Source organism: Natronobacterium haloterrestre, assembly GCF_900112205.1.
GTDB lineage: Archaea > Halobacteriota > Halobacteria > Halobacteriales > Natrialbaceae > Natronobacterium > Natronobacterium haloterrestre.
The window spans coordinates 263710-281527 of sequence record NZ_FOKW01000005.1 but is presented as its reverse complement, the minus strand read 5'-3'; the positions used below and the strand labels follow the sequence as shown (position 1 = coordinate 281527).

Sequence of the window (17818 nt, the reverse complement as noted above, 5' to 3'; positions counted from 1 at the left end):
TTCATAAAACTGCGTCGCGCTCTCGCAGCGCCGTGATCGGTACTAGGGGATTTCGGCTTCCCACTCCTCGAGGCGGTCGACGAACTCCCCGCGCAGGTCGTCGTAGGTGAACGTTACCGCCTCCTCCGGTTCGATCGCGTGTTCGTCGAACCGGCCCTCGAGGTCGACGCGCTCTTGCTCGACGGCGGGAAACTGCACGTTTCTGGCCGCGACCTCGCGCTGGGCCGGCCGCGAGAGCAGGAACTCGAGGAACTCGTAGGCGAGTTCGGCACGCGGCGAGTCAGCGAACACCGCGGCACACTCGACGTTCTCGTACCCCTGTCCGTCGAGAGGGGTGACCGTGTGGCGGCGGAGTTCCCTCCCGGCCGCGCTTGCCCCGACCCGGTCGGTCGAGTAGGAGACGACCAGCGGGCGCGCACCCTCGAGGTACGATTCGCGGTAGGCCTCGGTCCACCCCTCCCGTATCCCGACCCCGTTCTCCCGGAGGCCGCGCCAGTACTCGAGGAAGTCGTCGCCGTACTCGGCGATCGTCCACAGCAGAAACGCCCGGCCCGGGTCCGAGCGACGGGGGTCCTGTGCCAGCAGGGCACCCTCGTACTCGGGGGCAAGCAGGTCGTCGAAGGTCTCGGGCACCCCCGGCCGGGGGACCGCCTCGGGAGGATCCCCGTCGCTGTCGTCGTCGGTCTCCGGCTCGAGTTCCGTTTCGTCGGCGACGAGCGTCACGTAGCCGGTGTCGAACGGCAGCAACCGGTTGTGTGGCTCCTCGACGGCGTCTGTGAGTTCGGGGCGGACGCGCTCGTCGCGCTCGAGGCGGTCGCGCTGGAGGGTCTCGAACAGTCGGTCCTCGAGCGTCTCGTCGACGTAGACCAGTTCGGGCAGCGTCAGCCCGAGGTAGAGATCGGCCTCGATGCGGGCGCCGACCTGGGCGCGGCGGACGAAGTTCTCGATACCGGACTCGGGGACCGTCCAGACGATCTCGACGTCGTCCTCGCGGTCCGCCTCGAACGTTTCGGCGAGCCACGCTCCCGCGGGGGTCTCGCCGGTGACCATCGAGGAGTAGGTGGCGATCCGGAGTTCGTTCTCGTCCCGAACGACCTCTTCTTCCTCCTCTTCGGGGTCTCGCGTGAGACAGCCGGCGAACGCGCCGAGGCCGCCGATCCCGGCGACCGAGCCGACGCCCGCTCTCCTGACGAACGCCCGTCGTCTCATCGTTCGAGACTCACGGCGCGACGGCATAAGGGTCGTGCCCTGCACCGGCGGTCCGTCCGAAAGACTTTATCCGTTCGCTGATAGTCACCGCTGTGACTACGATGAACGGGGACGGGAACGGAAACGGGAGCACCGGGAGCACCGGGAACGCGGACGGGAAGGAGGGGCCAGCCACCGGTTCCCGGGGCGCGGACGACCGTGCTCGCACCCCTTCCCCCGCCCGCGACCGAACCCGTCGGTACGTGCTCGGCGGCGTCGTCGCCGCGCTCGGGATCCTCACGGGCGGAATCCTCCTCGAGGTGCTCGGGACGATCCTGTTCGCGCTGACGGTCGCGTACGTGCTCATGCCGGTCCAGCGCTGGCTGACCCGCCGGCGACTCTCCGAGTGGACGGCGACCATCGTCGCGACCCTCATCGGGTTCGTGAGCGCGGTCGCGGTCTTCTCGCCGATCTTCGTCACGCTGTATTTCAGGCTCGAGGAGGTGATCGCCGTCGTCGAGGACCTCCCCCGCGAGTTCTCCGTCACCGTCCTCGAGGAGACCTACACCCTCGAGGCGGCCCAGGTCCAAGCCGAGGCGATCGGCTATCTCCAGGGGGTCGCCGTCTCGATCGCCTCCTCGCTGCCGGTGCTGGCGATCAAGTTCGCGCTGTTCGTCCTGTTGCTGTTCGCGATCCTGCTGAAAGGCGACGCGGCCGGTCGAGCGGCGATCGCGCCCGTGCCCCACGCCTATCGTGACGTCGTCTACGCCCTGGCGCGTCGTGCCCGCGAGACGCTGTACGCGATCTACGTGCTCCAGCTCGCGACGTCGGTCGCGACGCTCGTGATCAGCTACCCGCTGTTCTGGGCGCTCGGGTACGACATGGCCTTCACGCTCGCGCTGTTCGCGGCGATCCTGCAGTTCGTCCCGATCATCGGCCCGAGCCTGCTGATCGTCCCGATCGCGCTCTATCACGTCGCCGCGGGCGAGATCGTCGCGGCCGCCCTGGTCGGCGTCCTCGGCATCGCGTTCGTCGGCTGGTTCCCCGACGTCGCGGTCCGCCCGCGGCTCGCCCGTCGCTCGGCCGGGCTCCCGGGAAGCCTCTACTTCGTCGGCTTTACCGGCGGGTTGTTCACCCTCGGGGCGATCGGCATCGTCGTCGGTCCGCTGATCGTCGCCGTCTTCGTCGAGTCGGTCGACCTCCTCGCGGACGAGGTCAACGGCGACGTCCGGTTCGCCGAGTTGGCGGCGGTCGACGCCGCCAACGCCAGTAGCGAGGCACCCTCGTCCCCGGACCGCGACTCGACCCCCGAATCGGACGCCGCCGCGGAGGCGGAGGAGGACGCCGACGCGGCCGTCGGGTCGCAGGTAGCGAACCACTAACCCCGGAATCGTCGCGTTTCCCCGACCCACATTCGGCGGACGGTCACCGACACTTTTGCTCGTGGCAGTTGTTCACACAGTATGGACAGTGGCCGAACCATCGTCCACGCACTCATCGGAGCGGTCGTCGGGATCGTGCTCTCGTTCATTCCGTTCTCGACGATCGTCGGCGGGGCAGCCGCGGGCTTTCTCGAGGGGCCGGACGGCCGCGACGGGGCGCTCGTCGGCGCGCTGGCGGGGCTGATCGCGTTCGTTCCAGTCGCCGCGATCGCGTTCGTCGCTCTCGGCGTGTTCGGCTTCGCGCTCGGGGTCGCCGCCCTCCCGGCAGAGGGGTTCGCGTTCGTCGCGCTCGCGGTGCTTGCGTTTGCGACGCTCGTGTTCCTCTACACCGTGGGACTCTCCGCGCTTGGTGGCTATCTCGGGGCCTTCCTCGCGCGGGAATACCCCCGCCAGCACGCCCGGACCCGTCGCTCGCTGGGGGCGGCGACGCAATCGCGGCGCGATCGATCGCCCTCGAGTCGGTCGCGCGGAACGGATGCCCCGTCGAACCGCTCGAGGGAGACGGGCCGGTTCGACGGGGACCCGGACTCCGAGGCACCCGACCGTGGAGACCGACGCCGGGAGGCGACCGACGGCGCGAGGCGTTCGGGTCGGGATCGACGCGACGACGAGAACGGCAACGATCGTACCGACGCTCCGCGAGAGGCGGTGCGCTGGCACGAGGACGCGGAGGAAGAGCGGGATCCGGATTCGGATTCGGATTCGGATTCGGATTCGGATTCGGACCACCCGGACCACCCGGACCACGCAGACCCCGAATCGGACACCGATCGGCCGAACCTCGAGTCGGAAGGGCAACGACGGGAGGACCGAGAGTCCTAGAGCGGGACGTTCCGATAGCCTCCCGTCCTCGGCGATTCTCGGAGTAAATCCTCGCGAGCGATCCCACTCTCATGCTCCTGGACAGAAGTCAGTAACCGCTCGATCGCGTCTCGACGCCTGTCGCGGAACGCGACGGCGTCTCGAGTGCGATCGGTGTGTGCATTGTTTTGTCCGGCAATATCACTCGTGTCTGAGCGCGTCGATCGGATCGGTCCGGGCGGCCCGCCAGGCCGGGTACAGCCCCGAGGCGACGCCCACCAGGATGCCGACGGCGACCGCCAGCGCGACGTACTCGTAGGGGTAGACCAGCGGGAGGTCGATGTACCACGCGCCGACGTAGCCCGCGACGAGACCCAGCGCCGTGCCGAGTATCGCCCCGATCACGCCCAGGACGATCGCCTCGGTCAGGAACAGGCCGAGCACGTCGCGGTTCTGCGCGCCGACGGCTTTCATGATACCGATCTCCCGGGTCCGCTCGGTCACCGAGACCAGCATGATGTTCGCGATGCCGATCGAACCCACGATCAGCGAGATGGCCGCGATACCGACGATGAAGTTCTGGAGGAGATCGAGCACGTCCTGTAACTGCTGGAGCAACTCGGTGCTGGTCTGGAACGTGATCGCGAGGTCGTCGTCGAGGAACTCGCTCGCGTCGGAATCGTCGCTCTCGAGGTACGCCGTCGCGGCGTCGCGGGCGGCGTCGACGTCCTCCTGGGCGGCGGATTCGGCTTCGACGACGATCGCGAGGAAGCGGGTTTCACCGTCGCCGTTCCCGTCCCCGTCGCCCTCGCTGTCCCCTTCGTCGCCGAACCCGAATCCAGCCGCCTGCTCGGCGTAATATGGATCGGTCGGCACGTAGATCCGCGGCGAGGACTCGAACCCCTCGAACGGGCTCAGTCCCTCCGAGGTGTCGGTAATCCCGACGACCTCGACGGTCGCCGTCTGCCCGCCCAGGAACGCCAGCTCGAGTTCGTCGCCGAGGCTGACGTTGTCCTCGAACTGGTCGGCCGCGGCCGGGTTGATGACCGCCTCGCGTTCGCCCATCTCGAACTGCCGGCCCTCCTCGAGGCTGCTGTTCCGGACGTACGAGGGCCCGGCCGCGATCACCCCGTCCCCCTGGGCGACCCGTTCCTCGCCGTTCGAGACCGCCTGGCTCTGGATCGTCGCGTAGCCGTAGGCCGCGTCGACGTCCTCGAGGTCCTCGACGGTCTCGAGATCGGACTCGCTGAAGATCGGCTGGGCTCCGGCCAGCGGGCCGCCCTCCGTGTCGGGATCGGCGGCCCAGCCGTAGAGGTTGCGCTGGTCGTCGGGGCTGATGTCGCCGATGATACCGGCCTGCAGGCTCGCGCCGAGGGTGACGAACGCGATGACGGCGGCGATTCCGATCACGACGCCGAGGGTCGTCAGGCCGGAGCGGAGTTTGTGCCCCTCGATCGAGCGCCAGGCGATCCGGAGGTACTCGAGCGGGTTCATGATCGGTCGGCCGAGTCCTCGCGATTCTCGCGTCCGTCCCGGCTCTCGCGGCTCCGTTCGGGGTCGGTAGTCGGCCCGGAACCGGACGCGGTTCCGGACCCCGCCTCGACGCCGACCCCCTCGAGTTCTTCGATCCGCTCGATCCGCCCGTCCAGCAGGTGGACGATCCGCTCGGCCCGTTCGGCGACGTGGCGCTCGTGGGTGACCACGACCATCGTCGTCCCGGCGTCGTGGAACTCCGCGAAGAGGTCGAGCACGTCGGCCTCGGTGTCGGTATCGAGGTTCCCGGAGGGCTCGTCGGCCAGCACGAGCGCGGGATCGTTCACGAGCGCCCGGGCCAGCGCGACCCGCTGGCGCTGGCCGCCGGAGAGTTCGCTCGGCAGGTGGTCTTCCCGGTCGGCGAGTCCGACCCTGGCGAGCAGGTCGCGGGCCCGCTCGCGGCGCTCGTCCCTGCCCACGCCCTGGAACGTCTGGGGCAGGGCGACGTTCTCGAGGGCGGTCAGCCGCGGCATCAGGTTGAACGTCTGGAAGACGAATCCCACCTGGGTCCCCCGCAGGCGAGTCCGCTCGCGTTCGGAGAGGGCGGTCACGTCCTTCCCGTCGACGATCACGGTTCCCTCGGTCGGCGTGTCCAGACACCCCACGAGGTTCATCAGCGTCGATTTGCCGGAGCCGCTCGGCCCCATGATCGCGGTGTAAGAGCCACGGGGAATCGACAGGGAGACGCCGTCGAGCGCGTGGACCGGCTCGCCGAGCTGGTAGATCTTGCGGACGTTCTCGAGGGTGACTGCGGTCCCCTCTCCCGTCTCCGTTCCAGTCCCGGTGTCGGTCCCGGTACCCGTAGGCATAGAGGGTCGACGACGCTGGCGGGGAAAAAGGTTCAGCCAAACTGAGCGACAGTTTGTGGACGGCTCGATCGCAGTGGACTCGAGGCGGTACTTTGACTGGCCGCCCTTTCGTACTGTGGCGCGATGACGGATCGCCCCTCTGACGGTCCCTCTTGCTCCTCCACCGACGAGTCAATTCCGAATGACGGCACTCGAAGCCCGCTAACAGGATCTGGATCCGAGCGCGGACCGGCGGCAGCCGACGGCAGGACGACCGCCGGTGACGGCCCCTCTCTCGTTCGGGACGTTCTCTCGGTCGTCGCAGTCGTCGGCGTCGTCGTCGGCGTCGTCGCCGTCCTCCTGTTCGCAGTCAGCGGCGTCTGGCCCCCCTTCGTGGCTATCGAGAGCGGGAGTATGGAGCCAAACGCCAACGTCGGCGACCTCGTTTTCGTCGTCGAGGCGGATCGGTACGCCGCCGAGGACGCAGTCGACGGTACCGGAATCGTCACGCTCGAGACCGCCCGTGCGGGGAGTGATGGGGAGTCGCTCGGGAAACCCGGCGATGTAATCGTGTTTGCACCCGACGGCGATCCGATGGCGACGCCGGTGATCCATCGGGCCCACTTCTGGGTCGAGGAAGGGGAGAACTGGGTCGAGACGAACGCGGATGCGTCCCATCTGGCCGGGTACGGCTGCGACGAGACGCCCTCGTGCCCCGCACCCCACGACGGCTTCGTCACGAAAGGCGACGCCAACGGTGCGTACGACCAACTCAGCGACGACAGGTTCGCCGAAACGACTGTGGTTGCCCCCGACTGGATTCGGGGCAAGGCCGCGTTCCGGATCCCGTGGCTCGGGTACGTCCGACTGGCAGCCGAGTCTCTGTTCGGAACGCTCGGCCCGCTTGCGGCGTTCGGTATCGGCTGGTCCGTCCGCGGGTGACCCCACTCGAGCGGTCGTTCCCGTTGCGGTCTCTCGTTTCGACTCGAGTCTCGAGTACTACTGGGCACGGATCGGTCGTCGGGCTAACCACGACGCAGTAGAAGAGGGGCCAGAGCCGTCGCTGGCCCGGTAGCGAGAAGAGTAGCCATGGGGACACATGTAAACGGCCGAGTACAAACCGTTATTGGCGTTCCGCCCCGTTGGTCGAACGGCTATTCATGGTTCGGTCACCCCGGCAGCGAGAACGCGACGAGGAGTCGGCGACGGACGCCGACGAAACGGAGAGCGAGGAACGGGCCTGTCCCGAATGCGAGTCGGCCGACTTGGTCACCAGCAACGGCAGTAACGAGATCATCTGTGAGGACTGTGGTCTCGTCATCGAGGAACGGAACATCGACCACGGGCCCGAGTGGCGGGCGTTCAACCACAGCGAACGTCAGAGCAAGAGCCGGGTCGGCGCGCCGACGACCCAGACGATGCACGACAAGGGGTTGACCACCCAGATCGACTGGAAGGACAAGGACGCCTACGGACGATCGCTCTCCTCGGAGAAGCGCAACCAGATGAACCGGCTGCGCAAGTGGCAAGAGCGCATCCGCACCAAGGACGCGGGCGAGCGCAACCTCCAGTTCGCGCTTTCGGAGATCGACCGCATGGCGTCGGCACTCGGCGTCCCCCGGTCGGTCCGGGAGGTCTCCTCGGTGATCTACCGGCGCGCGCTCACCGAGGACCTGATCCGCGGCCGGTCGATCGAGGGGGTCGCCACGAGCTGTCTCTACGCCGGCTGTCGCCAGGAGGGGATCCCGCGGAGCCTCGAGGAGGTGGCGGAAGTCTCCCGCGTCGAGAAAAAGGAGATCGGACGCACGTACCGGTACGTCGCGAAGGAACTCGGCCTCGAGATGAAGCCGGTCGACCCCAAGGAGTACGTCCCACGGTTTTGCTCCGACCTCGAGGCCAGCGAGGAAGTCGAGATGAAGGCGACGGAGATCATCGACACGACCGCCGAGCAGGGGCTGCTCTCCGGGAAGTCGCCGACGGGATTCGCGGCGGCGGCCATCTACGCGGCGTCGCTGCTGTGTAACGAGAAGAAGACCCAGCGCGAGGTCGCCGAGGTCGCGCAGGTGACGGAGGTGACGATCCGGAACCGGTACCAGGAGCAGATCGAGGCGATGGGGGTCTACTGAGGTATTCGGCGGCTGTGGGTCCCCTGGCTCGACCCCTCGACCCTCGAGCCCTCGGCCTGTGAGTCGCCCTGCGTAGAGACACTACACACTACGACTACACACCAAATCGATTTGTCACTCGCCCCCGACCGTTCGGGTATGTCGTGGGACACAGTCCGACTCGAGTGGAACGACGACGAAACCGTCGCGACCCTGATCGTCGACCGGCCCGACGCCCTCAACGCGCTCGACGTGGCGACGCTCGAGGCGATGGGCGAGGCGATCGAGACCGCCGCCGAGGAAGACGCCCGCGCGCTCGTCCTGACGGGTGCCGGCGACGCCTTCATCGCCGGCGCTGACATCGGCTACATGCGTGACCTCTCGACCGAGGAGGCCCAGGCCTGGGGCGAACTCGGGCACGACGTCGCCGACGCGCTCGAGGCGTTCCCCGCGCCGACGATCGCGGCCGTCAACGGCTACGCCTTCGGCGGTGGCTGCGAGATGGCGCTTGCCTGTGATCTACGGGTGGCGGGCGAGTCGGCCGTGATCGGCAACACGGAGGTCGACCTGGGGATCATCCCCGGCTGGGGCGCGACCCAGCGGCTCCCGCGGCTGGTTGGGGACGAGACCGCCCGGCGGATGATCTTCCTCGGCGAGCGCCTCGACGCCGACAGCGCCGCGGAGGCGGGGCTGGTCGGCGAAGTCGTCCCCGACGGGAATCTCGAGGACGTCGTCGCCGAACTGGCCGAGCGGATCGCGGCCCAGCCGGCCTTCGCCGTCCAGTCCGCCAAGCGCGCGCTCAACCGTCGCTACGAGAGTACCCAGCCCGCGGGGCTCGAGTACGAGAAACAGGCCTTCGCGGGGCTGTTCGGGACGGCTGACCAGCGCGAGGGGATGACTGCGTTCCTCGACGATCGGGACCCCGAGTTCGAGTGATCCGTCGATGACCTCGCCTCCCGAAGCGGGCGACGTCTACACGTACGAACGGACGGTTACGACCGAGGAGGTCCGCCAGTTCGGCGAGCTGTCGGGCGACCAGCAGCCGATCCACACCGATCCCGACGAGGAGGGTCGGCTCGTCGTCCAGGGATTGCTCACGGCGACGCTGCCGACGGCGATCGGCGGTGATCTCGAGGTGCTTGCGACCCGGAGAACAGGAGTTCAGAGCGCCGGTCTACACGGGCGAGGAGATCACCTGTGAGTGGACGACCGACGCCGTCGACGAAGCCGACGATCGGTACGTTCTCGAGTGTTCGTTCGTCTGCACGAACGAGGAGGGGACGCCCGTCCTGACGGGCGACGTCGAAGGGATCGTCTGGAAGGACGACGTGTAGCGGAGCCGACCCGGGGTGTAACGGTTTCTCGTTATTCGTCGCCGACGAACACCGTTTTCAGTCGACTCCCACAGCGGGGACAGCACAGCGTCTGCCACTTCGTCGGATCGAGATCGCCCATCGTCTCGGCACGTCGGGCGTCCTCGAACGGGACGACCGTACCGCAGCCCTCGCACTCGAAGGATTCGTTCTCCCCGTTCATAACCGGGGCTACGGGGGCTGTCGTCTTCGGTGTACGGGTTCCATCAGCCGCGAACGGACTGCATAAACTCGACCCATCGCTTGTGGTCGTCCAGCGAGGCGGATCTGGTCTCGGCGGCGAACCCGTCCCCGCGGAGGCTCCGAAGCGCGTTCAGGGCGCGGTCGATGCCGACGATCGTGTCGGCGATCTCCTCGGCCGCCTCGCGTTCGAGGGGTTCGGATTCCAGGCGCTCGACGAGCCGTTCGCGTTCCTGGGACAGCTTTCGCTGGGTGTCCCTGACCAGCGGCTTCAGGTCGTCCGGGATCCCTTCGACTTTTCGGGTCTCGATCAGGAACTCCTCGAGAGGTAACTCCTCGTCGCCGATCGTGAGCGTGTCGGGAATGGATCGACCGACGGTCGCGCTCTGGCGATTGACGTCCTCGAGTAGCTCCCGTCGTTCCGATTCGTCCATACCCGGCGGTAACGGCAACCGACGAAAAGCGGTGTCGACGATTCGTACGGACTGGGAAACGAGGGGCCGACCGGGATCTCGAGCCGAGGTACAACGTTTTTGCCGTCGCCGCCCGCTCGATCACGCATGAAGACCGAGGGCGGCACCGAGACAGCGAAGCGCCGGGCGGGCGAACGCGCGGCCGAGGAGGTCGAGGACGGCGACGTCGTTGGCCTCGGAACCGGGTCGACGACGGCCTACGCGATCGAGGCGATCGGCGAGGCGGTCGCCGACGGCCTCGAGGTACAGGGGATCCCGACCTCGTTCCAGTCCCGACAACTCGCGCTCGAGGCGGGGATTCCGCTGACGACGCTCGACGCGGTCGAGACGGTCGACCTGGCGATCGACGGGGCGGATCAGGTCGTCGACACCGACGACCCGGAGGCGGCCCACGGCGCGCTGATCAAGGGTGGTGGCGCGGCCCACGCCCGCGAGAAGTTCGTCGATGCGGCGGCCGAACGGTTCGTCGTCGTCGCCGATCCCTCGAAACTGACCGACAGACTCGAGCGGTCGGTCCCGCTCGAGGTGTTGCCGGACGCCCGCCCGGTCGTCGCCGACCGTGTGCGCGAGGCGGGCGGCGAGCCCTCGTTGCGGGAGGCCGAGCGCAAGGACGGGCCGGTGGTCACCGACAACGGGAACCTGGTGCTCGACTGCGAGTTCGGACCGATCGACGATCCCGGGGCGCTCGCGTCGACGCTCTCGAGTATTCCCGGCGTCGTCGAACACGGGCTGTTCGTCGACCTGGCGGACACCGCGTACGTCGGCAGCGAGGAGGGGCTCGAGGTTCGGGAATACTGACGCGCCCTCGTTATCGAATCGCGGTCGCCGAGAACGAGCCTGGGGCTCTTTTGTCGTCGAAATCGAAGGTCGTGCTATGGCTTCGCACACGACCGGATCGGCGGGGGAGCCGGCCGGCCCGCGTCCCATGTCGCTCGAGGAGATCCGCGAGTCGTACGCGGACTGTGCCCCGTGGATGGATCGGTTCGACTGGCTCGACCGGCGGCTCACCGGCCGGTATCGCCGCGAACTGTTCGGCGACGCGTCGGGGCGCGTCCTCGACGTCGCCTGCGGGAACGGGGTGAACTTCCCCTATCTCCCGTCGGACGTCGACCTCGTGGGGATCGACATCAGCCCGGAGATGCTGGCGAGCGCCCGCGAGCGACTCGACGACCTCGAGGTCGACGGGACGGTTCGCCGGATGGACGCCGGGGACCTCGCGTTCGACGACGACAGCTTCGACACCGTGATCTCGTCGCTGTCGACCTGTACGTTCCCGGACCCCGTGGCGGCCCTCGAGGAGATGGACAGGGTGTGTCGGCCGGGGGGACGGATCCTGCTGTTCGAACACGGACGCAGCGACGTGGGGCCGATCGCTCGCTTCCAGGACCGGTTCGCGGACGTCCACTACGCTTCCGCGGGCTGTCGGTGGAACCAGGAGCCGCTGAAACTCGTCTTGCGGACCGGCCTGCCGGTCCGCGAGGCCGAGACGCGCGCGCTGGGCATTCTCACGTTGATCGAGGCCCGGCCGTCCCAGGAGTCGATCGTCGACACGATCCGGGCACGGCTCTCGACGCTCGCGGGGTAGTTCCCTTTCTCTCGGTCGTCCTCCGGAGCGTCGGCGCGGGCGGCGAACAGCCCGACGGCCAGATACAGGGCACCGAGCAGCCGCGTCGCCGGCACCACCCACGGTTTCACCTCGAGATCCGCGGCGTTCTCGTAGGCGACGTCGAGGAAGAACTCGAGGGTCGTTCGCGGTGCCAGTGCCAGCACGGCCCCGAACGCGCCCAGGGGGGACTGAAGTCCCGAGAGCCCCCGGTCCTGATTCCGGTTCGGGTCCCGATTCGGCCGGACGAGCAGCCACAGGAACGCCAGCCCCTCGAGCCGGGCAATCGGCAGCGTCCAGGGCCGGAGCCGTCCGTCATCCGGGTTCTCGAAAGCGAGCCGTTCCGCGGGGCCGACGATCCGTTCCGGTGCGAGAATCTCGAGCACGGCGAAGCCGATCGCCAGCGGGCGGAGCATGGGCTCCCTTCGACGGTGCCGGAGAAAAAGTCGCCGGGCGCGTCACTCCGGTTCGGCCGCCCCCTCGCTCTCGACCTCGTCCGGTCCGCTCCGGGCCGAGAGGGCGACGACGACGAGGTACAACACTCCCAGCAGGCGGGCCGCCGGCTTCACCCACGGCTTCAACTCGAGGTCCTCGGTGTTCTCGTAGACGAGCGTCTGGCTGAGTTCGATGACGGGATCGGGGACGAACACGAGCACCGCGCCGGCGAGCGCGAGCGCGGCGTTGACGATCCGCGACCCCGATTCCCGGCGGGCCAGGAGCCAGACGAACGCGAGGCCCTCGGCTCGAGCGCCCCACAGCGCCCACGACCGGCGATCCACGTCCTCGGGGTTCGCCAGGCCGATCCGTTCGCAGGCGTCGATCACTGGTTCCGGTTTGGCGATCTCGTACAGGCCGAAGGCGATCAGCAGCGGGCGGAGCATGGAGGAACGTCACCGTCGGATCGGAAAAACCTGGGCTCGCAGGTGCAATCGCCTCGAGCCGGACCGACGCGAACGGACAGTGAAACCTTTTCAACCCCGTCGCTCGCAGTTCCGGTGGAGACGATTCGATGCCCGAGACATCCGACAGGAAAGACGATCACATCCGCATCATCGAGGAAGAAGACGTCGAGACGTCGGGGACCGGTTTCGCCGACGTCGAACTCGTCCACGAGGCGCTCCCGGAGGTCCACCGCGACGAGATAGACACGACGACGACGCTGTTCGGGCACGAACTCGCGGCCCCGATCGTCATCGAGAGCATGACCGGCGGCCACCCGAACACGACGAAGATCAACCGGGCGCTGGCCGAGGCCGCCGGGGAGACGAACGTCGCGATGGGCGTCGGCAGCCAGCGCGCCGGCCTCGAACTCGACGACGAGGACCTGCTCGAGTCCTACACCGTCGTCCGCGACGTCGCGCCCGACGCCTTCCTCTACGGCAACGTCGGTGCGGCCCAGTTGCTCGAGTACGACCTCGAGGACGTCGAGGCGGCCGTCGACATGATCGAGGCCGACGCCATCGCGGTCCACCTGAACTTCCTGCAGGAGGCCGTCCAGCCGGAGGGCGACGTCGACGCGCGGGGCTGTCTCGAGGCGATCGAACGGGTCGCCGACGGGCTGTCGGTGCCGGTGATCGTCAAGGAGACGGGCAACGGGATCGCCCGCGATACGGCGCGGCGACTCGCCGACGCCGGCGTCGACGCCGTCGACGTCGCCGGCCAGGGCGGGACGACGTGGTCCGGCATCGAGTCCTACCGCGCCGCGGCGGTCGGGGCCGACCGCCAGGAGGAGATCGGGAAACTGTTTCGCGCCTGGGGCGTCCCGACCGCGGTCAGCACCGTCGAAGCCGCGTCGGAACACGACACCGTCATCGCCAGCGGCGGCGTCCGCTCGGGGCTGGACATCGCGAAAGCGATCGCGTTGGGTGCAAGCGCCGGCGGCCTCGCGAAGCCGTTCCTCGGCCCGGCCGGGCAGGGCACCGAGGCGGTCGTCGACCTGATCGAGACCCTCGAACTCGAGTTGCGGACGGCGATGTTCGTCACGGGCTCGGCGTCGGTCGCTGACCTGCGAGAGGCGGACCACGTCGTCCTCGGGCGGACGAAGGAGTATCTCGAGTCCCGTTCGGGGTAGTTTCTGCGTCGAGTCGCCGTCAGACTCCGGCCGGCGACGGCCGCGGGAACGGGTTTTCCGACTCCTCCTCGAGCGAGCGCCGCATGAAGAGTTCGCGGCCGTCCCTGACCGTCTCGAACCCCAGTTTCCGGTAGACGTGGACGGCAACGCGGTTGCTTCGCTCGACCTCGAGGACGATCGCGTCACGGTCGGTCGCCGCGCCGCTCGCGACGATGCGTTTGCACAGTTCCGTCCCGATCCCGCGGCCGTGATAGTCCTGATGGACGAACACCGCCAGTTCCGGCTCCGCGTGGTCGGCCGGCGTGTAGAACGCGTGGCCGACGAGCGTTCCCTCGAGGTCGGCGACGAAGTTCCGTCCCTCCTCGAGCATCCGCGAGAGCCACCCCTCGCGGCGGTCCGCCGACGTCGGCGGGAGCCCCTGGGCCCGGTAGGAGTCGTCGAACCGCTCGTACATCGCCAGCAGCCGGTCACGGTCGCCCGGTTCGACGCGACGAACCAGCATGGCGCGGCCCTCCTTGTCGACGAACCGGGGACAGCGGGGCGGACAGTGCTCCGTTCGGGTACACCGGCTGGGGTCCCACGCGTCCGACGGGGGGTAGTGGACGCTCGTCATACACGATACGTCGCGCTCCCGGCCGATACGTCCAGGGGACCGTTCCCAGTTGTCAGGAATGGCGATACGGGCGACTACGGGGATCGAGTGGGACAGTTCGGCACGAAAAAACGAAAACGGCAGTCCGACTCCTTACAGGTCGCGGGGCTGGACCGTCTTCCGGTCGTTGGCTTCCGCGCGTCGGGCGGCGTCTTCGAGAAGCTCGTCGACTTCCTCGTCGAGTGCTTCGTAGAAGTCCGAAGCGACGTTCTTGTCATCGAGCGCTTCCTTGACAGCGGCTTTGACGATAAGGTCTGCCATACGATGTATCGGTTTCCCTTTCCCTTGTATAAAGGTTGTGGTTATCAGCGGAAATACTGGGGTTGTAGGGGTTGATTCGTCGGTTTCGACGGCCGCTGTGACCGGAAAGTATATGTCCGATGAATCGCGCGGCCAGGATCCCCGGCCACGAAATCGGCTATTCCGGCTCGCGCGCGCCAGGGATGGCCGCTCGCGCGGGTTCCGCCGCGACGGGGGACCGCTCTCGCGTTCGCCCGGACCGATCGATCGGTAGTCGACGGATTCGAATACGTCCGCCGACGACGTGTGGTATGCGCGAACTCCTCGACGCCGTCGCCGACGGCTCGCTGTCGCCGGCCGAGGCCGAGGCCGAACTCAAGGGATACGTGACCGGCGATGCCGGCCGGTTCGACGCAGCCCGGGAGCACCGACGCGGGATCCCCGAGGCGATTCTCGCCGAGGGGAAGTCCCCGGAACAGGTAGTCGAACTCGCCGAGACGGCTCTCGAGACGACCGATCGGGCCCTCCTGACGCGACTCTCGGACCGACAGATCGCCTCCCTCGAGTCCGCTATCGGCGAGTCGTTCCCCGACGCGACCGTCGAACGCCGAAGCGACGCCGCACTGATCGAGACGCCGGACCGTGAGCGACCCTCGCTGTCAGCGACGATTGGGATCGTCACCGCGGGGACCGTAGACCAGGCGGTCGCCGACGAGGCGGAGCTCGTCTGTCGCGACGCGGGCGCGACGATCGACCGGGTCGACGACGTGGGAGTCGCGGCGCTCGACCGCACACTCGATCAGGCCGATCGGTTCCGTGAGGCCGACGTGTTGATCGTCGCCGCCGGCCGCGAAGGCGCGTTACCGACGGTGATCGCGGGGCTGGTCGACACGCCGGTCATCGGCCTCCCCGTCTCGAGCGGCTACGGCTACGGCGGCGACGGTGAGGCGGCGCTGTACGGCATGCTCCAGTCGTGTACGGTCATGTCCGCCGTCAACGTCGATGCGGGGTTCGTCGCTGGGGGTCAGGCTACCCTGATCGCCCGAACGGTCGATTCGGCACGCGACCGATCTGATTAACGCACCGCCAAGATATTATTCTGATTCGGAAATCCAAACTTCGTTTGGGAAAGCGTTTTTAAGCACACGGCGAATACCAGCAGGTACCGGCTTCGGCCGGTGTGCCCAATGCCCAAGTGTGACCACTGCGGCGCGCATGTCTCCGAACGCTTCGCACGTGTCTTCGCCGACGAGCACGGCGAAATTCACGCGTGTGTAAGCTGCTCCGCGAACGCTGGTATCGCGGAAGCCGCGAGAAAACGCGTTCGCGGCGCCTGATCTCCGCTGTACCGTCCGACCGAAACCGATCGCGCAAAATCGCGACAACGACGATCACGCGCCCCCGTTCGTCCGCCCGATCCGGATGCTTTTGATGACGGCCGCCGTACGGCGGTCCGATGGCGGACGACTACGTCGTTTACGTCCTCGAGTGTGCCGACGGCTCCCTATACACTGGATACACGACCGACCTCGAGCGACGCGTCGCGGAACACGACGCCGGCGACGGGGCGAAGTACACGCGAGGTCGTACGCCGGTCGAACTGGTCCATCACGAACGGTACGAGACCCGTTCGGCGGCGATGTCTCGAGAGTACGAGATCAAGCAACTGAGCCGCCGGGAGAAGGAACGGCTGGTCGGACTCGATTCCGGGAGGGCGTGACCGCGTTCGCGAGGCGGTTCACACTACGCCGGCTAGCACGGTGTTGAAGAGGACGCCGACGGCCACGCCGATCGCGACGACTGTCCCGGCGTAGATGACGAGCAACCGACGCTCGAAGAGCTTGTTCAGGAGGATCAGGTTCGGGATACTGACTCCAGCGCCGCCGATCACGAACGCGATCACCGTTCCGATCGGAATCCCCTGTTCGGCCAGCGAGTGGGCGATCGGGAGCATCCCGCTGATGCTCACGTACACCGGCGCACCCGCGAGCGCGGCAAGCGGGGTCGCAAGCGGGTTCTCCGGTCCGGCGATGCGCTGGAGAACGGTTTCCGGCACTGCACCGTGGATGAGCGCACCGATCGCGATGCCGACGAGGATGTACGGCAACGTGTCCCGGAAAAAGGAGAGCGCACCCCGTGCGGCAGCGGTGATCCGTTCGCGATGGGTTCCCTCCGCCGTCGTCGGCCCGTCGCAGCCACACGCCGTCGCCGTTCCCCCGTCGGTCGTGATCTCGCGTCCGCCGGCGGTAATTCGGACCTCTTTGACGTAGTGCTCGAGGTCGAGGCTGCCGATGACGAGGCCGCCGACGATCGCTGCGAGAAGCGCCGCGACGACGTAGGCGATCGCGACGTTCGCGCCGAAGAGGCCGACGAGCAGGAACACCGCGATCCAGTTGACGATCGGCGACGCGAGCAGGAACGAAAACGACGTACCGATGGGCGCACCGGCTCCCAACAGGCCGGCGAGAACGGGAACCGTGGAACACGAACAGAACGGGGTTATCGCGCCCAGCACGGCCGCGAGGACGTTCCCGCTCCCCGTGTCGCGCGACCGGAGGACCGCCTCGACGCGCTCGGGCGGCAGGTACTCCTGTGCGAGTCCGACCACGAACGACGCCGCGATAAACAGCGGCGCGAGCACCATCGCCAGGTGGATGAAGTACTCCCAGGACTCGAGCAGCGCGGTCTCGTAACCGGGGGGGATCACGAGTCGTCACCCAGCGCCGCGGCCAGATCGAGCAACTGGAGGCTGGCCGTGTCGGCGATCCTGTAGTAGGTCCACTTCCCCTCTTTCCGGGTGTTGACGATCCCCGCCTCCCGGAGCCGCGAGAGGTGTGACGAGACCGTCGACTGGGGCGCGTCTAGGATGGCCTCCAGTTCACAGGCACAGAGTTCGCCGCCACGGAGGGCCTCGACGATTCGGAGCCGCTTCTCGTTCGCCAGCGTCTTGAACACCGCCAGTTCGGCGGCGACGGTTTCGTCGTCTGCACGGCGAGTCTCCAGGATCGGGTCGTCACAGCAACTGTCGCCCGCCTCGTCGCTCTCGAGCCGCCGGAGCGTGCCGCTTGCCGATTCCGTTCCGTCGGTCGAACCGCTCGATGGTAGATCGGACATGGTCGATCAGTCTCCGTCGGATTCGATTTCTTCGATCTGAACGTCACAGCATTCGTCCGTTTCTTCGCCTTTCTCTCCCTTCTCCGTGCCGAGGACGCGATCGATGAGCGACATACAAATCGGTATTCTCCGATATAACTTTAATCTGGCGGTGAGGTAGCTCGTCGTTCCCGAACGCATCAAAATCAGGATGCACGGCCCCTCGTACCGCTATACTGGGGCCGGGGCCCACCGATACGGGGCGCTGTGGGCGAC

General features: G+C 67.6%; 21 protein-coding genes and 2 pseudogenes. 12 read left to right on the top strand and 11 right to left on the bottom strand.

Annotation, left to right across the window (positions count from 1 at the left end):
• Nucleotides 1-42 precede the first annotated feature (42 nt).
• Nucleotides 43-1209, bottom strand: a complete 1167-nt coding sequence (locus BM113_RS12085; RefSeq protein WP_089788311.1) for a thiamine ABC transporter substrate-binding protein — start codon at nt 1207-1209, stop codon at nt 43-45.
• A gap of 101 nt (nt 1210-1310) precedes the next feature.
• Between BM113_RS12085 and BM113_RS12080 the strand changes: the two genes are divergently transcribed.
• The gene (locus BM113_RS12080) at nt 1311-2570 is read left to right on the top strand and encodes an AI-2E family transporter (protein WP_245758041.1); all 1260 of its coding nucleotides are present in this window, start codon (nt 1311-1313) and stop codon (nt 2568-2570) included.
• 81 nt (nt 2571-2651) lie between these two features.
• Nucleotides 2652-3452, top strand: a complete 801-nt coding sequence (locus BM113_RS12075; protein ID WP_089788308.1) for a DUF5518 domain-containing protein — start codon at nt 2652-2654, stop codon at nt 3450-3452.
• A gap of 180 nt (nt 3453-3632) precedes the next feature.
• On the opposite strand, the gene BM113_RS12070 is transcribed toward BM113_RS12075, so the two are convergent.
• Both BM113_RS12070 and BM113_RS12065 read right to left on the bottom strand, forming a co-directional pair.
• Nucleotides 3633-4925: an ABC transporter permease gene (locus tag BM113_RS12070; protein ID WP_089788306.1), complete on the bottom strand. Its 1293-nt coding sequence runs from the start codon at nt 4923-4925 to the stop codon at nt 3633-3635.
• Entirely contained in the window at nt 4922-5773 is an 852-nt protein-coding gene (locus BM113_RS12065; RefSeq protein WP_089788305.1) for an ABC transporter ATP-binding protein, read from the bottom strand. The genes BM113_RS12070 and BM113_RS12065 overlap by 4 nt, the downstream gene beginning before the upstream one ends.
• 123 nt (nt 5774-5896) lie before the next feature.
• Here BM113_RS12065 and BM113_RS12060 point away from each other — a divergent pair, with 123 nt between their 5' ends.
• The 4 genes and pseudogenes from BM113_RS12060 (at nt 5897) to BM113_RS12045 (ending at nt 9191) form a co-directional block, all read left to right on the top strand.
• Complete coding sequence (locus BM113_RS12060) at nt 5897-6694, top strand: S24/S26 family peptidase (protein ID WP_143095821.1); 798 nt, start codon at nt 5897-5899, stop codon at nt 6692-6694.
• A gap of 218 nt (nt 6695-6912) precedes the next feature.
• Nucleotides 6913-7878 (top strand): transcription initiation factor IIB, encoded by a 966-nt coding sequence (locus BM113_RS12055; RefSeq protein ID WP_089788303.1) that lies wholly within the window; start codon nt 6913-6915, stop codon nt 7876-7878.
• Between the two features lie 138 nt (nt 7879-8016).
• Nucleotides 8017-8793, top strand: coding sequence for an enoyl-CoA hydratase/isomerase family protein (locus BM113_RS12050; protein ID WP_089788301.1), 777 nt, complete (start codon nt 8017-8019; stop codon nt 8791-8793).
• A 7-nt stretch (nt 8794-8800) separates the two neighbouring features.
• A pseudogene (locus BM113_RS12045) lies at nt 8801-9191 on the top strand (MaoC/PaaZ C-terminal domain-containing protein).
• Between the two features lie 31 nt (nt 9192-9222).
• Here the strand turns inward: BM113_RS12045 and BM113_RS22320 are convergent.
• Both BM113_RS22320 and BM113_RS12035 read right to left on the bottom strand, forming a co-directional pair.
• The gene (locus tag BM113_RS22320; protein ID WP_177209156.1) at nt 9223-9393 is read right to left on the bottom strand and encodes a hypothetical protein; all 171 of its coding nucleotides are present in this window, start codon (nt 9391-9393) and stop codon (nt 9223-9225) included.
• A gap of 43 nt (nt 9394-9436) precedes the next feature.
• The gene (locus BM113_RS12035; protein WP_089788296.1) at nt 9437-9844 is read right to left on the bottom strand and encodes a DUF5788 family protein; all 408 of its coding nucleotides are present in this window, start codon (nt 9842-9844) and stop codon (nt 9437-9439) included.
• Nucleotides 9845-9970: 126 nt separating this feature from the next.
• On the opposite strand from BM113_RS12035, the gene rpiA reads away from it, so the two are divergent.
• Entirely contained in the window at nt 9971-10681 is a 711-nt protein-coding gene (gene rpiA, locus BM113_RS12030; RefSeq protein ID WP_089788294.1) for a ribose-5-phosphate isomerase RpiA, read from the top strand.
• Between the two features lie 76 nt (nt 10682-10757).
• Entirely contained in the window at nt 10758-11468 is a 711-nt protein-coding gene (locus BM113_RS12025) for a class I SAM-dependent methyltransferase (RefSeq protein WP_089788292.1), read from the top strand.
• A gap of 11 nt (nt 11469-11479) precedes the next feature.
• Here BM113_RS12025 and BM113_RS12020 read toward each other — a convergent pair.
• Nucleotides 11480-11902 (bottom strand): annotated as a pseudogene (locus tag BM113_RS12020) (hypothetical protein); the annotation flags it as partial.
• Between the two features lie 42 nt (nt 11903-11944).
• A complete protein-coding gene (locus tag BM113_RS12015) occupies nt 11945-12367 on the bottom strand; it encodes a hypothetical protein (protein WP_089788290.1) in 423 nt (140 codons plus the stop codon).
• Between the two features lie 128 nt (nt 12368-12495).
• On the opposite strand from BM113_RS12015, the gene fni reads away from it, so the two are divergent.
• Complete coding sequence (gene fni, locus BM113_RS12010; protein WP_089788289.1) at nt 12496-13557, top strand: type 2 isopentenyl-diphosphate Delta-isomerase; 1062 nt, start codon at nt 12496-12498, stop codon at nt 13555-13557.
• 19 nt (nt 13558-13576) lie between these two features.
• Here the strand turns inward: fni and BM113_RS12005 are convergent, their stop codons facing one another.
• A complete protein-coding gene (locus BM113_RS12005) occupies nt 13577-14170 on the bottom strand; it encodes a GNAT family N-acetyltransferase (RefSeq protein ID WP_245758039.1) in 594 nt (197 codons plus the stop codon).
• Between the two features lie 132 nt (nt 14171-14302).
• Complete coding sequence (locus BM113_RS12000) at nt 14303-14470, bottom strand: DUF1931 family protein (RefSeq protein WP_005578700.1); 168 nt, start codon at nt 14468-14470, stop codon at nt 14303-14305.
• A 290-nt stretch (nt 14471-14760) separates the two neighbouring features.
• Between BM113_RS12000 and larB the strand changes: the two genes are divergently transcribed.
• From larB to BM113_RS11990, 3 genes are all read left to right on the top strand, one after another.
• A complete protein-coding gene (gene larB / locus BM113_RS11995) occupies nt 14761-15528 on the top strand; it encodes a nickel pincer cofactor biosynthesis protein LarB (protein ID WP_089788287.1) in 768 nt (255 codons plus the stop codon).
• Between the two features lie 108 nt (nt 15529-15636).
• A complete protein-coding gene (locus tag BM113_RS23085) occupies nt 15637-15786 on the top strand; it encodes a DUF7563 family protein (RefSeq protein WP_449289596.1) in 150 nt (49 codons plus the stop codon).
• Between the two features lie 119 nt (nt 15787-15905).
• Complete coding sequence (locus tag BM113_RS11990) at nt 15906-16169, top strand: GIY-YIG nuclease family protein (protein ID WP_089788285.1); 264 nt, start codon at nt 15906-15908, stop codon at nt 16167-16169.
• An 18-nt stretch (nt 16170-16187) separates the two neighbouring features.
• Here the strand turns inward: BM113_RS11990 and BM113_RS11985 are convergent, their stop codons facing one another.
• Nucleotides 16188-17156: a permease gene (locus BM113_RS11985; protein WP_089788283.1), complete on the bottom strand. Its 969-nt coding sequence runs from the start codon at nt 17154-17156 to the stop codon at nt 16188-16190.
• A complete protein-coding gene (locus BM113_RS11980; RefSeq protein WP_089788281.1) occupies nt 17153-17563 on the bottom strand; it encodes an ArsR/SmtB family transcription factor in 411 nt (136 codons plus the stop codon). The genes BM113_RS11985 and BM113_RS11980 overlap by 4 nt, the downstream gene beginning before the upstream one ends.
• Nucleotides 17564-17818 lie beyond the last annotated feature (255 nt).

Bases quoted from the DNA above. Each gene is read 5' to 3' on its own strand.
- BM113_RS12000 (WP_005578700.1), bottom strand. From the start codon at position 14,470: ATGGCAGACCTTATCGTCAAAGCCGCTGTCAAGGAAGCGCTCGATGAC.
- BM113_RS12050 (WP_089788301.1), top strand. From the start codon at position 8,017: ATGTCGTGGGACACAGTCCGACTCGAGTGGAACGACGACGAAACCGTC.
- BM113_RS11990 (WP_089788285.1), top strand. From the start codon at position 15,906: ATGGCGGACGACTACGTCGTTTACGTCCTCGAGTGTGCCGACGGCTCC.
- BM113_RS12070 (WP_089788306.1), bottom strand. From the start codon at position 4,925: ATGAACCCGCTCGAGTACCTCCGGATCGCCTGGCGCTCGATCGAGGGG.
- BM113_RS12065 (WP_089788305.1), bottom strand. From the start codon at position 5,773: ATGCCTACGGGTACCGGGACCGACACCGGGACTGGAACGGAGACGGGA.
- BM113_RS12075 (WP_089788308.1), top strand. From the start codon at position 2,652: ATGGACAGTGGCCGAACCATCGTCCACGCACTCATCGGAGCGGTCGTC.
- BM113_RS12055 (WP_089788303.1), top strand. From the start codon at position 6,913: ATGGTTCGGTCACCCCGGCAGCGAGAACGCGACGAGGAGTCGGCGACG.
- BM113_RS12080 (WP_245758041.1), top strand. From the start codon at position 1,311: ATGAACGGGGACGGGAACGGAAACGGGAGCACCGGGAGCACCGGGAAC.
- BM113_RS11980 (WP_089788281.1), bottom strand. From the start codon at position 17,563: ATGTCCGATCTACCATCGAGCGGTTCGACCGACGGAACGGAATCGGCA.
- BM113_RS12005 (WP_245758039.1), bottom strand. From the start codon at position 14,170: ATGACGAGCGTCCACTACCCCCCGTCGGACGCGTGGGACCCCAGCCGG.
- larB (WP_089788287.1), top strand. From the start codon at position 14,761: ATGCGCGAACTCCTCGACGCCGTCGCCGACGGCTCGCTGTCGCCGGCC.
- rpiA (WP_089788294.1), top strand. From the start codon at position 9,971: ATGAAGACCGAGGGCGGCACCGAGACAGCGAAGCGCCGGGCGGGCGAA.
- BM113_RS12025 (WP_089788292.1), top strand. From the start codon at position 10,758: ATGGCTTCGCACACGACCGGATCGGCGGGGGAGCCGGCCGGCCCGCGT.
- BM113_RS23085 (WP_449289596.1), top strand. From the start codon at position 15,637: ATGCCCAAGTGTGACCACTGCGGCGCGCATGTCTCCGAACGCTTCGCA.
- fni (WP_089788289.1), top strand. From the start codon at position 12,496: ATGCCCGAGACATCCGACAGGAAAGACGATCACATCCGCATCATCGAG.
- BM113_RS12085 (WP_089788311.1), bottom strand. From the start codon at position 1,209: ATGAGACGACGGGCGTTCGTCAGGAGAGCGGGCGTCGGCTCGGTCGCC.
- BM113_RS12060 (WP_143095821.1), top strand. From the start codon at position 5,897: ATGACGGATCGCCCCTCTGACGGTCCCTCTTGCTCCTCCACCGACGAG.
- BM113_RS12015 (WP_089788290.1), bottom strand. From the start codon at position 12,367: ATGCTCCGCCCGCTGCTGATCGCCTTCGGCCTGTACGAGATCGCCAAA.
- BM113_RS12035 (WP_089788296.1), bottom strand. From the start codon at position 9,844: ATGGACGAATCGGAACGACGGGAGCTACTCGAGGACGTCAATCGCCAG.
- BM113_RS22320 (WP_177209156.1), bottom strand. From the start codon at position 9,393: ATGAACGGGGAGAACGAATCCTTCGAGTGCGAGGGCTGCGGTACGGTC.